Genomic DNA, 12347 nt, shown 5'->3' on the forward strand with positions numbered 1-12347 from the left:
AAGTACAGGGAAGAGATCAATTACCTCCCCCAAATCGCCAATTTCCCTGGAAATATTAAAGTGCGAGAACTGATCAGCATGATCAATGATCTCAGACAAAAACCCGGCGATGAAAGTTACTTTGTTAGTTTATTTGAACTGAAACCTTTTCTTGACAAAAAGCTGAATACGCTCTCGGGGGGGACCAGACAAAAGGTAAATCTCGTGCTCGCCTTGATGTTTGACAGTCCTGTTTTGATCCTGGATGAACCCACCTCAGGGCTTGACCCGGCCTCACTTATTGCTTTAAAGGATCATATTCAAAAGGAAAAACAGGCCGGGAAAACCTTTCTGATTACCACGCATATCATGCAGTTTGTAGAAGAGATTGCCGATCAGGTAATTTACCTCCTGGAAGGTAAGATCTATTATTCAGGAACACTTTCAGGGCTTTATAAAAAAACAGGGCAGAAAAATCTGGAGCATGCCATTGCGGCTATAACATCTGAAGGAACACATGCGTAAAATCCTCAAATACAGTTTTTATGACCTGATGCGCAGCCTATGGAGTTATGTGTACTTTTTGTTCTACCTGCTACTCGGCTTTGTACTATTATTTCTGAACAATGACCTTTCAAAGGCGGTAATTACTTTGATGAACGTTATTGTAGTGCTTGTTCCCCTGATATCAACCATATTCGGAGTGATGTACTATTACAACTCCAAGGAATTTATTGAGCTCCTGCTTGCGCAGCCCCTTAAGCGGTCTTCTATATTCTTTGGGCTCTACTTGGGAGTTGCCGGATCGCTTACACTAAGCCTTGTTCTAGGATTAGGGTTGCCCTTTGTATTATATGGCCTGTTTAAAAGTGGTGATATCCTGAACTTTTCCCTGCTCATTACCACAGGGGCTTTCCTCACATTTATATTCAATGGATTGGCACTTAATATTGCGATCTCAAATGAAAACAGGATAAAGGGATTCGGATATGCAGTGTTGCTATGGTTGTTTTTGGCAGTAATCTATGACGGTCTGTTCCTGTTGACACTGATCGTCTTTGAGGAATACCCTTTGGATAGCTTTTCACTTGCTGCAACGGTCTTTAACCCTATTGACCTCTCCCGAATTTTAATCCTGCTTAAATTGGATATTTCTGCCCTTTTGGGATACACAGGAGCAATATTTAAGGCATTTTTTGGTACTTACATGGGCATTGTCTCTGCCTTTTTTATTCTCCTGATCTGGGTGTTGCTGCCATTGTGGGCGTTTATTCGACGTGCCAACAGAAAGGATTTCTAAGGCTGGAAAGATGTTACAAAATTCTCGTATTGCCCTCTTGAAGGATGGCGTTTGGTCACCAGTAAGATCTTGTCCGGGTACCTTGATAGCAGTTCCCCTACCTTGGATTGACGCTCCGGGTGGGAACAACTCTTCCCCCAGGCGATCAGGACAATGTCTGCTGCCGCAATTGCGGAGGCCAGATAGTGGTCGTTCAACTCACCAACCTGCTCCGGAGTCCCCTTAAAATTTTTAGTCTGTATATAGGCGAAGAGGTTGGCGATCCATATTTCGGTAACCTTGTTGAAATAGGGAATGGCCTTCTCAAAGATGAGTTTTTCCAGGAACTGCACCGATTTATCGGCCTGCCATTCATTGGCCACACTGGGGTTGAGCATTATGGCACAAACGCGTTTCCCTGATGCTACCCCCATTCTTTTGATCTTAAGCAGGTACCGATAGTTGCCGCAGTCCGAGAACACTGCCTTCACTTCGAGATCGGGTAAGTGACGGTAGACTTTGATTCCGGAAGTTCTGTTCATTGGGCCGGGGACGGTTTTGTACCCCACTCACCAAACCACCACTTGGGTTTTTTCTGCATTTTCACAAGGTTGAACCGCTTGATGGCGTGGGTCTTAATATGGGCCACCATCTCGTCTACAGAATCCGTAATGAACAGCAGGTTCATGTCTTCTTCACTGATGCTCTCATTCCTGGCCATCAACTGTATATGTTCGTATAGCTCCTTGTGGTAGTCCTTGCCCATGATAACCACCGGGAAATTGGCAATCATCTTGGTCTGGATGAGGGTCAGGGATTCAAAGAGTTCATCAAGTGTTCCTATACCTCCGGGCATCACTACAAAGGCATAGGAATATTTCATCAGCAAAAACTTTCGCACAAAGAAATAGGGAATATCAATCCATCGGTGCAGATATGCGTTGGGTTTCTGTTCAAAAGGGAGGATGATATTGCAACCCACGGAATACCCCCCGGCTTCATAGGCACCCTTGTTTGCAGCTTCCATAATTCCGGGCCCTCCACCCGTCATCACGGTAAATCCCAGACTGGCAAGGGCCTGGCCAACTTTCACAGCCTGTTGGTAATAGGGGTTGTCCGGTTCAAAACGGGCCGATCCAAACACCGTAACACAGGGCCCTATGAAGTGCATTCTTCGAAATGCCCGTATAAAGCTAAGTTGTACCCGAATAGTGAAAAAGAATTCCCGTATACGGGACCGTGGTCCTTCCAGAAATTGCGATTCTGCCGCTTGCAGCCGATGTGGTTTTTTACTCGTCATCCTTACCCGGTTGCGTTAAGGGCAATCTCTACCATGGTGCCAAAACTCCGTTCCCTTGCATCTGCACTCATTTTTTCCTGCGTCACCAGGTTATCGGCAATGGTAATTACCGCAAGGGCCCTTACCCCGTATTGTGCAGCAATGCTGTACAGGCCTGCCGTTTCCATCTCGGCACAAAGTACCCCGAATTGTGCCCATTTCTTGTAGCTGTCCGGGTCAAAGTCGTAAAACTCATCTGCAGAAAGGATATTTCCTGCCCTGAAGGCTATCCCATTCGATTTCGCATACGCAACGGCATTCAGGAACAACTCGCTGTTGGCAGTAGGGGCAAAACTGCCGGGAAAGCGATTTTTGTTGATAGCAGAAGTGGTTGAGGCCGACATGGCAATGACGATATCCCGCAAATGCAGGTCTTCCTGGAAGGAACCTGCCGTTCCCACCCGGATCAGGTTGTTGACCCCATACTCCCTGATAAGTTCCTGGTAGTAGATAAGAGCCGACGGAATCCCCATACCGCTGCCCTGCACAGAAATAGACCGTCCTTTATAGGTCCCTGTGTAACCCAGCATCCCCCTTATCCTGTTGTAACAGTGGATATCTTCAAGGTAGGTTTCCGCGATCCATTTCGCCCGTAAAGGGTCACCCGGTAACAACACCGTTTCCGAAATTTCCCCGGCTTTGGCTTCAATATGTAAACTCATTACTTGTCTTTTGTCTTCACAATGGCGATTCCGGAGGAAGTTCCAATGCGCTGAACGCCTTGCTCCAGATACAGCAGTGCGGTTTTTCTATCTCGTATGCCACCGGAAGCCTTTATTTTACATCGGTCTTTGGTGATCTCACGTATAAGGGAAACATCTTCCAGGGTGGCGCCGCCAGTACCAAATCCCGTAGACGTCTTTACAAAATCCCCACCCCCGTCAATTACCAGTTTACTCGCTGTCTGGATTTCCTCCTTGGTAAGATAACAAGTTTCGATGATAACTTTTAACTCCTGGCCTCGTTGCATCAGGGCTTTTATCTTGCTGATTTCTTCCCTTACAGCCCTGTGGTGGCCAGACTTTAGCCTGCCGACATTGATGACCATATCCAATTCGTCCGCCCCATGGGAGAGGCAGTAGTCAGCTTCGGCAACTTTGGCTGCTGTAGCCATCGCGCCAAGTGGAAATCCTACCACCGCAGCTTTTTTTACCGCAGCATCCCGAAGGACTTCGCCGGCCAGAGGCAGGTAGGTGCTATTGACGCATACGGCATAAAAGCCATAATAGGCAGCTTCTTCACAGAGCTTTTCTATATCTGCCGGAGTAGAGGTTGCCTTAAGCAAGGTGTGGTCGATATACTTTTCAAGGGGTAACATATGGTAGTATTATTCTCGTCCAAAGCGGTCAAAGGCCGCCCTGTCCAGTTGTTCCTGATGATCGGGGTGTGCAATCGAAATAAGGGCCTTGGCCCGTTCGTAGAGGTTCTTTCCAAAGAGGTTGACCACACCGTGTTCGGTAACCACGTAGTGGACATGTGCCCTTGTTGAGGTAACCCCGGCGCCTTGCCGGAGCGTGGGGGTAATTTTAGAGACCCCTTTTCCCGTAACCGAGGGAATGGCAAAAATGGGTTTGCCCCCTTCTGAAATCGTGGCGCCCCTGATAAAGTCCATCTGCCCCCCAACCCCTGAAAATAAACGTGTTCCAATGCTGTCTGCACATACCTGCCCGGTAAGGTCGATCTCTATGGCACTGTTTATGGCGGTAACCTTGGGGTTCCTGCTGATCAGGTTGGTATCGTTGGTATAGGCTGCCTCTTTAAAGTGAATCACAGGGTTATCATCTACAAATTCGTATAGTTTCTCTGATCCCGCAGCAAAAGCACTTACAATTTTACCTGTTTTGATCTCTTTTTCTTCCCCGGTAATCACACCCGCTTCAATCAGGGGTAACAGGCCATCTGAAAACATTTCGGTGTGTATGCCCAGTCGTTTGTGGGTGTAGAGGTTGGTCAGGACGGCATTTGGGATATTCCCAATCCCGAGTTGCAGGGTAGCCCCATCCTCAATAAGCCCGGCCACATGCCGACCGATTTCATGTTCCACAGGGGAGATCTCGGTCATGGCTGATACATGGATGGGGATATCCACCTCGATGGCATAGTCGATATTGTTAATATGGATGATCCCATCACCGTGGGTCCGTGGCACCTGAGGATTTATCTGGGCGATCACTTTTTTTGCCGTTTGTATGGCCGGGATAACGATATCCACAGACACCCCTAACGAGCAGTAACCGTGACGGTCCGGAGGGGAAACCTGCACCAGGGCAATATCCAACGGAAGGATATTTCTCCTGAACAGCAGGTGGATCTCACTGAGAAAGATCGGAATATAATCCCCCTGGTTGGTATTGACCGCATTACGTACATTGCCTCCCACAAAGCAACTGTTGATCTTAAAGGCTTTGTTGTAGGGTGGGGTTCCGTAATTCACCTGCCCTTCTGTGTGGATAGAGATGATCTCTACGTCCCTGAGCTCTTCGTATCGGTCACATATACCATTTATCAACGTATTTGGGGTCATGGCCGCCCCCTGAAGAAACAATCGGTCCCCGGATTTTACCACAGCGGCGGCTTCTTCTAAGGACACTATTTTCATACTGTTTTGTTTTTGGGTCGGTCTAAGTAAATGAAGGTTTATGGCGTATGGCATTCCATCTCTGTGGTTGCCATGTTCACGTTCGATTTTGGTGAAATGTAGGGGATTCCAAGGCCCATTCCCCTCAGGATGAAAAGTACGCCCACGATCACAATAAAAACAGGTATAATTTTCCTTACCCGGGTGCGGAGCGATCCTTTTAACAGGCTGCCAAAATAAACGGCAACAGTCATCAATGGGATGGTTCCTGCACCGAATACCATCATGTATATAGCTCCATTCAAAGCATCGCCCGAGGCTATAGCACCAAGCAGGGCCATGTAGACGAGGCCGCAAGGGAGGAAGCCGTTTAAGAACCCGATGGTGAGGAAGGTGTCCGCCGTCTTTTTTTTCAGGGAATCCCCCAGCCAACTTTTGATCCTGCCTACGAATGCGTAAACGGGCCGGGCCAGGCCAAGTTTTCCCAGATAGCGGTAGGGTAGCAACACCAGGATGATCATTACCACACCAACTGCGATAGACAATTTTTGTTGTATCCCGAACAGGTATAATCCCTTGCCGATTAATCCAAAGAGCACACCTATGACCCCATAGGCCAATAGGCGCCCAATATGATACATGCTTACCTGTACCCCCTTTTTAACCGGCCGCTTGTGATCCACAGGGAGCATAAATGCTATAGGGCCACACATCCCCACGCAGTGAAGGCTTCCCATAAGACCCAGAACCAGTGCTGAAAGTAACATAAGGGGCGTTAATAGTGAATGCTTTTTTTGATGAGGTAGTCGCGACCATCAGCGGTCCAGCGTATTTTAATGTCCCAGCGACCATCCAACAGCTGTTTGTCAGGTATGAGCAAATGTGTATTGGATAAACTTACAGGTAAGTCAAAATCCAGGTGCTTGTTGGATGGCCTGTATAGGGACACATTACCTTCAATGCCATCAAATTTGAACGTATCGGGGAAGACGATTTCTAAGCCTTCTTCCGTTTTTTTTGTGGTTGTCTCTTTCGCATAAGGGAGTGCATTTTGTTCTGCATCAATTTCTTTTTGATAGACCAGTTCTTCCTGATAATACTCCCGGGTCACCAGATCATGGTTAGCCTGGTTACGGGTACTGGCAAGGTAGACGAAATAGAGTATAAAAAGTATAAATGCTACAAAAGCCAGCACAATTCCTGTTCCCCATGAGATTCTCATATGCAGTTTTTTTAGTTATAACTCCTTGGGGCCAGGAATCGGGCGGTTGTGGTTTCGATCAACTCACCGTTACTGTAGACCCCTATTTTTAATTTGTCTTTGTCACCGCTAAGGGCTGCTGCATTGATCTTAATGAACAGCGTACCTTCTGCCAGTTCCTGTGCAGGCACTTCAAATTGATCCTGACTCACCATTTCAATCTGTCCCTTATGAGACAGGAGTTTAAAGTTCACTCCAGGTATATCCGAACTGGTTTTGTTCACCAGTTTGTAGGTGTATACATTTCTTATCATATTCCCCTCCATCCTTTCATACAGCTGCCCGGGTAATCGGAGAATATTGGCTTCAAGCTCATTGCGTAAGAAAAGCATCCCTATAAGCACCCCGATCAGAATGGTCAGTACCGCGGAATAACCTTTTAAACGCGGAGTGAAGGTGAACCTGGATTTGTTTACAATGTTGTCTTCACTGGCGTAGCGGATCAACCCTTTGGGCTTATTGATCTTCTCCATTATGGTGTCGCATTCATCGATACAGGCTGTGCAATTCACGCACTCCAGTTGCGTGCCATTTCGGATATCGATACCGGTGGGACAAACGTTTACACACTGAAAACAGTCAATGCAATCCCCATGCCCCAGGGCTTCCCGATCCTCGTTCTTCCTGAACTTCTTTCTTCCGTTTGCGCCCTCACCCCTCTTGTGGTCGTAGGCCACGACTATGGATTTATTGTCCAGCAATACGCCCTGCATACGACCGTAAGGGCAGGCGATAATACAGACCTGCTCCCGGAACCAGGCGAAGACAAAGTAGAATACCAGCGTAAAGATCAACAGCGGTACCAAGGTGCTGAGGTGTGCTGCCGGACCTTCTGTGATATATTGAAGCAGTTTGTCGCTACCAATTAAATAGGCCAGGAAGATATTGGCAATGAGAAAGGAGATCAGGAAAAACACGATCCATTTCGTAACCCGTTTCCTGATTTTCTCCCCGTTCCAGGGCTGGCGTTTAAGTTTCATCTGAGCCCCCCGGTCCCCGTCGATCCAGTATTCTATCCTGCGGAAGACCATTTCCATAAAAATGGTCTGGGGACAGACCCAGCCGCAAAAAATCCGGCCATAAGCAACGGTAAAGAGCGCGATAAAGATCACCCCGATGATCATGGAGATCACAAACAAGTGAAAATCCTGCGGCCAGAAGGGAAAGCCAAAAATATTAAAACGCCGCTCCAGCACATTGAACATAAGGAATTGGTTCCCGTTGATTTTTATAAACGGGGAAGCAAACAAGAACAGCAACAGAAAATAACTAACCCATTTCCGATAGGAGTAATAGCGCCCACTCGGCTTTTTAGGAAAAACCCAGGCGCGCTTTCCTTCCTCGTTGATCGTTCCTATCGAATCCCGGAAATTCTCTGCCATAGCTAGCGTAATTGATTAGTAATCAGTGGGACGTTTCAGTGATTCATGGCCACTGTGGTCGTATCCGTTTCCTGCACGGGTACCTCCTCTTCCGCAGGGGCATTTTCGTCTACCCAGATATCGCCTTCCGGTGCCTTTGGATTGGCAGGGGTGGTCCCCTGAAAGCCTAGTACATAACTGGATACCTGTGCGATCTCGGAGGGTTTCAAGGACTGTTTCCAGGGAACCATCCCTTTACCAGCTCGTCCACCTTCAGAAACCGTACTGAAAACGTTTTTAATACCACCTCCAAGAATCCAGTATTCATCAGTGAGGTTTGGCCCGATACCTCCTCCGCCATCGGCCATATGGCAAACGGCGCAATTGGTTTCAAAGATGGCCTTTCCCGCGTTCAGGTCAGAGGCATCGGTCAACAATTCCACTGTGGTGGCATCCACAAGATCTTTGGCCGTTTTTTTGTATTCCTCTATGGCCAGCTGGGCGGCAGCTACCTCCTGTTCGTATTCCAGTTCCTGATCGTAATCCCCGTAAATATGGAAGCGCACCAGGTAAACCACGCCAAAGATGATGGTTGCGTAAAACAAGTACAACCACCAGGGGGGGAGCTTGTTGTCCAGTTCCTTGATCCCATCGTAATTGTGGTCGAGGATAATCTCGCCTTCGGCTTCTACAGGTTTAGATCCCAGTAATTTCTGGTACATGCGTCTTCCCCATTTCCATTCCCAGCCCTTTGATTTGGCTGTCAGATACCGCTCCTGGGCTTCCTTTGAAAGCGTTTGGAAGAGGATATTTTCAATGGACTTAAGGATGAGCTCGATCGCTATAAGGATCAGCAGCACCATCAGCAGGAAGAATTGTGTGATGGGATATTCCAGGAAGGCAGGTTTTTCACCGGAATCGATGAAATATTCCATCAGGCCGAATATGAGGAAAAATACAACGGGGATTCTAATCCACCATGGTGATAAATTTTTCATGGGTTATTTGGTTTAGGTTGATTATCGTCTAAAGGCATTTCACTTAATTCTTTGATGCGTTCCCTGGGAGTGGTGAGTACCCACCAGAAAAGCAGGGCAAAGAAGACAAAAAAGATCAGCAGGGATATCATCGGATAGGTGGCGATACCCTCTATACTTTCCATATGATTCTTTACAAACTTGAGCATGACCTATCGATTTTCTGTTACTAATTGATCTGTTTCTTTTACTTTGATGTCAGTGCCCAGTCTTTGCAGATAGGCAATGAGCGCAACAATTTCCCTGTCTCGCATTTCCACGAAATCCTCTCCGTTCTCCTGGGCATACTTTTTCTCCTCTTCATAACTGCGGGCGAATTCAGGATCTTGATACAGGTTCTTTTCTATCTGCAGCGCCTGGGCATCCATCGATGCCTTTGCATTTGCAATTTCTTCTTCCGAATAGGGGACCCCCAGTTTAACCATGGTCTCCATTTTCGCCTGTATATCACTTCGGTCGTGTTCGTTCCTTACCAACCACTGGTAAGCCGGCATAATAGAGCCCGAAGACGTACTTTGGGGATCATACATATGGTTCAGGTGCCAGCTGTCTGAGTATTTTCCACCAACGCGCAGCAGATCAGGCCCCGTCCGCTTGCTACCCCAGAGGAAGGGGTGGTCGTAGACGAATTCTCCAGCTTTGGCGTATTCCCCGTAGCGTTCCACCTCACTCCTGAACGGCCTGATCATTTGGGAGTGGCAGCCCACACATCCTTCACGGATATAGAGGTCCCTTCCTTCAAGCTCGAGCGGGGTATAGGGTTTTACGCTGGTGATGGTTGGAATATTCGATTCTACCAACAGGGTTGGTATGATCTGTACGACACCCCCGATCAGGATGGCGATAGTAGCAAAGATTGTGAGCTGTATAGGCTTCCTTTCCAGCAGGGTATGGTAGGTCTCCCCGGCAATACGCCTTTTGCTTACCCGTGTGAGTGCCGGAGCTTCCGCCAGTTCGTCCTCCACTTTGCTTCCGGACCTGACCGTGACCACCACATTGTAGAGCATCACAATGAAGCCAATAATGTACAAGGAGCCTCCGATAGCCCGCATCCAGTACATGGGGATGATCTCATTTACAGTTTCCAGGAAATTTCCATACACCAGGGAACCATCAGGGTTAAAGTCTTTCCACATCAGGGCCTGGGTGAATCCTGCCACATACATGGGCAGGGCGTATAGTACAATCCCCAGCGTGCCCACCCAGAAATGGAAATTGGCCAGGGGTATGGAATGCATCCTGGTTTTAAACATCTTCGGCACCAGCCAGTAGACCATACCAAAGGTGAGGAAACCATTCCAGGCCAGTGCGCCTACGTGTACGTGGGCAATAATCCAGTCACTGAAGTGCGCAATGGCATTTACATTTTTCAGGGATAACATGGGCCCCTCAAACGTGGACATTCCGTATCCGGTAATAGCGACCACCATGAATTTTAGTACAGGATCCGTCCTTACTTTATCCCAGGCACCTCTCAGGGTCAATAAACCGTTGATCATACCTCCCCAGGATGGGGCGATCAGCATAACGGAAAAGGCAACACCCAGGTTTTGGGCCCAGTCTGGCAAAGCAGAATAGAGCAAGTGGTGTGGACCTGCCCATATGTAAATAAAGATAAGTGACCAGAAGTGGACGATAGACAGCCTGTAAGAGTACACCGGCCGGTTCGCCGCTTTGGGCACAAAATAGTACATCAATCCAAGGAATGGGGTAGTCAAAAAGAAGGCCACCGCGTTGTGTCCATACCACCATTGCACAAGTGCGTCCTGTACCCCGGCGTAAGCCGAATAGCTCTTTAATGCGCTAACAGGCAGTTCAAGGCTGTTAAAAATATGGAGAACAGCAACAGTAACGAAGGTGGCAATGTAGAACCAGATAGCAACGTACAAGTGCCGTTGTCGCCTTTTAAGCATGGTACCAATAAGGTTCCAGCCAAAGGCCACCCAGACCACAGCGATAGCGAGGTCGATAGGCCATTCGAGTTCTGCATATTCCTTCGAAGTGGTATATCCCAGCGGAAGGGTCACCGCAGCAGCTGCGATAATGGCCTGCCAGCCCCAGAAGTTGAGGTTGCTGAGGAAGTCACTGAACATTCGTGCCTTCAGTAGCCGTTGAGTGGAGTAATACACCCCCGCAAAAATGGCATTCCCAACAAAGGCGAAGATTACCGCATTGGTGTGTAGGGGTCGTAGTCTACCAAAACTCAGCCATGAGATACCGTCTGTGATATTGGGGAATAAAAACATAAATGCCAGCAGGAGGCCTACCAGCATTCCAATAATCCCCCAAAACAAGGTTGCATAGAGGAATTTTTTTACGATTTTGTTATCGTAATAAAACTGTTGCATTTCCATAATTACAATTTTTGACTATTATTTAGTTGGATTGATTTCTCTGGTTTTTGCTTTTTCTCTTTTTTGTCAGGTTTCACCAATTCATCCTCAAAGAGCATCCGTACCGATGGGGTATACGAATCGTCGTACTGCCCGCTCCGCACGGAGAGGATAAAGGCGATAAAAAAGAATATTGCTACGGTAACACTTATGGTTAATAGCACATAAATGACACTCATACCTACCTGAATTGCGGCGTAAAACTACTTTTGTTCAAAAAGGCAAAAAATGACATATGTCAGCTTTTTCCAATTATTTCAATTTTCTCCCTAAAAAATTAGTGGCAATGGTGGTGAATCCCACAACGCTAATGGAACTCAGGGGCATCAAAATGGCGGCGATGACGGGTTCCAGTTGACCGCTTACTGCAAAATACAGCCCCACAACATTGTAAAGCAGGGAGAATCCAAAACTCCATTTAATGATATTCATCGATTTCTGTGAGGCCTCCACATAGGAAGGCAATTCCCGGAATTTAGAGGCATCCAGGATACCGTCGCAGGCCGGGGAGAATACATTTACATTTTCAGAAATGGCGATCCCAACTTCACTTTGTGCCAGGGCCCCGGCATCGTTGAGGCCATCGCCCACCATCATTACTTTCTTTCCCTGCCCCTGCAGGCTTTTTACAAATTCCAGCTTCTGTTCTGGCTTCTGGTTAAAATACAAAGGCGTAAGCTTCGGTAAGAAGGATTCCAGACGGGCTTTCTCCCCTTCATTGTCCCCGGATAGAACGGCGACATCCATATCTTCAGAAAATTTCTGAAATACTTCCGATACCCCTTCACGATATTCATTTTGAAATACAAAACATCCCTTATAGGTCTCATTGGTACTGATATGTACTGCTGTCTGTCCGGTTTCGTCCTGATTAGATTTGCCCACAAATGAAGCAGAACCGATCTTGATACTATGGTCATCTGCCTTGGCAGACACCCCTTTTCCCTGTATCTCATCGTACTCATCCAGGGTGATAATATTCTGATCAGACAGGAGGTTATACAGGCTCCTGCTCAAAGGGTGGTTGGATGCCCTGAGCGTATTGACAAGGAGGGATTTTTCTTCCTCACTCAAAATGATCCCCTCATAGGAAACCTGTTCTTTTTCTGCGTTGGTAAGC

At 47.4% G+C, this 12347-nt stretch carries 15 protein-coding genes; 2 read left to right on the forward strand and 13 right to left on the reverse strand.

The window, feature by feature from the left end; translation table 11 throughout:
* Together AC4E7D_RS05840 and AC4E7D_RS05845 are read left to right on the forward strand one after the other, a co-directional pair.
* Window positions 1-504: ATP-binding cassette domain-containing protein (locus AC4E7D_RS05840; protein WP_490172876.1), on the forward strand; the 504-nt coding region annotated here is incomplete at its 5' end.
* Window positions 497-1279 carry an ABC transporter permease gene (locus tag AC4E7D_RS05845; RefSeq protein ID WP_490172877.1) on the forward strand — a complete coding sequence of 261 codons (783 nt, stop codon included), beginning with the start codon at window positions 497-499 and terminating at the stop codon, window positions 1277-1279. The genes AC4E7D_RS05840 and AC4E7D_RS05845, both read left to right, overlap by 8 nt.
* Here the strand turns inward: AC4E7D_RS05845 and AC4E7D_RS05850 are convergent.
* The 13 genes from AC4E7D_RS05850 to AC4E7D_RS05910 all read right to left on the reverse strand — a co-directional run.
* A complete protein-coding gene (locus AC4E7D_RS05850) occupies window positions 1276-1800 on the reverse strand; it encodes a DUF1643 domain-containing protein (RefSeq protein ID WP_490172878.1) in 525 nt (174 codons plus the stop codon). The two genes, AC4E7D_RS05845 and AC4E7D_RS05850, sit on opposite strands and share 4 nt — an antisense overlap.
* Complete coding sequence (locus AC4E7D_RS05855; protein ID WP_490172879.1) at window positions 1797-2558, reverse strand: LOG family protein; 762 nt, start codon at window positions 2556-2558, stop codon at window positions 1797-1799. The genes AC4E7D_RS05850 and AC4E7D_RS05855 overlap by 4 nt, the downstream gene beginning before the upstream one ends.
* 2 nt (window positions 2559-2560) lie before the next feature.
* Complete coding sequence (deoD, locus tag AC4E7D_RS05860) at window positions 2561-3259, reverse strand: purine-nucleoside phosphorylase (RefSeq protein ID WP_490172880.1); 699 nt, start codon at window positions 3257-3259, stop codon at window positions 2561-2563.
* Complete coding sequence (gene deoC, locus AC4E7D_RS05865) at window positions 3259-3915, reverse strand: deoxyribose-phosphate aldolase (protein ID WP_490172881.1); 657 nt, start codon at window positions 3913-3915, stop codon at window positions 3259-3261. Before deoC ends, deoD begins: the two co-directional genes overlap by 1 nt.
* Window positions 3916-3924: 9 nt before the next feature.
* Complete coding sequence (locus AC4E7D_RS05870) at window positions 3925-5250, reverse strand: acetyl-CoA hydrolase/transferase family protein (RefSeq protein WP_490172882.1); 1326 nt, start codon at window positions 5248-5250, stop codon at window positions 3925-3927.
* Window positions 5235-5942 (reverse strand): sulfite exporter TauE/SafE family protein, encoded by a 708-nt coding sequence (locus AC4E7D_RS05875; RefSeq protein WP_490172883.1) that lies wholly within the window; start codon window positions 5940-5942, stop codon window positions 5235-5237. Before AC4E7D_RS05875 ends, AC4E7D_RS05870 begins: the two co-directional genes overlap by 16 nt.
* 8 nt (window positions 5943-5950) lie before the next feature.
* Window positions 5951-6397, reverse strand: coding sequence for a FixH family protein (locus AC4E7D_RS05880; protein ID WP_490172884.1), 447 nt, complete (start codon window positions 6395-6397; stop codon window positions 5951-5953).
* 11 nt (window positions 6398-6408) lie between these two features.
* Complete coding sequence (gene ccoG, locus AC4E7D_RS05885; protein WP_490172885.1) at window positions 6409-7818, reverse strand: cytochrome c oxidase accessory protein CcoG; 1410 nt, start codon at window positions 7816-7818, stop codon at window positions 6409-6411.
* A 35-nt stretch (window positions 7819-7853) separates the two neighbouring features.
* The gene (locus AC4E7D_RS05890; protein WP_490172886.1) at window positions 7854-8795 is read right to left on the reverse strand and encodes a cbb3-type cytochrome c oxidase N-terminal domain-containing protein; all 942 of its coding nucleotides are present in this window, start codon (window positions 8793-8795) and stop codon (window positions 7854-7856) included.
* Window positions 8792-8983 (reverse strand): CcoQ/FixQ family Cbb3-type cytochrome c oxidase assembly chaperone, encoded by a 192-nt coding sequence (locus AC4E7D_RS05895; RefSeq protein WP_490172887.1) that lies wholly within the window; start codon window positions 8981-8983, stop codon window positions 8792-8794. The genes AC4E7D_RS05890 and AC4E7D_RS05895 overlap by 4 nt, the downstream gene beginning before the upstream one ends.
* A gap of 3 nt (window positions 8984-8986) precedes the next feature.
* Window positions 8987-11188, reverse strand: a complete 2202-nt coding sequence (gene ccoN, locus AC4E7D_RS05900; RefSeq protein WP_490172888.1) for a cytochrome-c oxidase, cbb3-type subunit I — start codon at window positions 11186-11188, stop codon at window positions 8987-8989.
* 2 nt (window positions 11189-11190) lie between these two features.
* Window positions 11191-11406, reverse strand: a complete 216-nt coding sequence (gene ccoS / locus AC4E7D_RS05905; RefSeq protein WP_490172889.1) for a cbb3-type cytochrome oxidase assembly protein CcoS — start codon at window positions 11404-11406, stop codon at window positions 11191-11193.
* Window positions 11407-11479: 73 nt separating this feature from the next.
* Window positions 11480-12347 (reverse strand): HAD-IC family P-type ATPase (locus AC4E7D_RS05910; protein ID WP_490172890.1); only part of this gene is annotated, 868 nt, incomplete at its 5' end.

Source organism: Lentiprolixibacter sp. (assembly GCF_982873095.1).

Excerpts from the sequence above, each read along its gene's own strand:
- AC4E7D_RS05845 (WP_490172877.1), top strand. The coding sequence starts at position 497 with ATGCGTAAAATCCTCAAATACAGTTTTTATGACCTGATGCGCAGCCTA.
- AC4E7D_RS05850 (WP_490172878.1), bottom strand. The coding sequence starts at position 1,800 with ATGAACAGAACTTCCGGAATCAAAGTCTACCGTCACTTACCCGATCTC.
- AC4E7D_RS05855 (WP_490172879.1), bottom strand. The coding sequence starts at position 2,558 with ATGACGAGTAAAAAACCACATCGGCTGCAAGCGGCAGAATCGCAATTT.
- deoD (WP_490172880.1), bottom strand. The coding sequence starts at position 3,259 with ATGAGTTTACATATTGAAGCCAAAGCCGGGGAAATTTCGGAAACGGTG.
- deoC (WP_490172881.1), bottom strand. The coding sequence starts at position 3,915 with ATGTTACCCCTTGAAAAGTATATCGACCACACCTTGCTTAAGGCAACC.
- AC4E7D_RS05870 (WP_490172882.1), bottom strand. The coding sequence starts at position 5,250 with ATGCCATACGCCATAAACCTTCATTTACTTAGACCGACCCAAAAACAA.
- AC4E7D_RS05875 (WP_490172883.1), bottom strand. The coding sequence starts at position 5,942 with ATGTTACTTTCAGCACTGGTTCTGGGTCTTATGGGAAGCCTTCACTGC.
- AC4E7D_RS05880 (WP_490172884.1), bottom strand. The coding sequence starts at position 6,397 with ATGAGAATCTCATGGGGAACAGGAATTGTGCTGGCTTTTGTAGCATTT.
- ccoG (WP_490172885.1), bottom strand. The coding sequence starts at position 7,818 with ATGGCAGAGAATTTCCGGGATTCGATAGGAACGATCAACGAGGAAGGA.
- AC4E7D_RS05890 (WP_490172886.1), bottom strand. The coding sequence starts at position 8,795 with ATGAAAAATTTATCACCATGGTGGATTAGAATCCCCGTTGTATTTTTC.
- AC4E7D_RS05895 (WP_490172887.1), bottom strand. The coding sequence starts at position 8,983 with ATGCTCAAGTTTGTAAAGAATCATATGGAAAGTATAGAGGGTATCGCC.
- ccoN (WP_490172888.1), bottom strand. The coding sequence starts at position 11,188 with ATGGAAATGCAACAGTTTTATTACGATAACAAAATCGTAAAAAAATTC.
- ccoS (WP_490172889.1), bottom strand. The coding sequence starts at position 11,406 with ATGAGTGTCATTTATGTGCTATTAACCATAAGTGTTACCGTAGCAATA.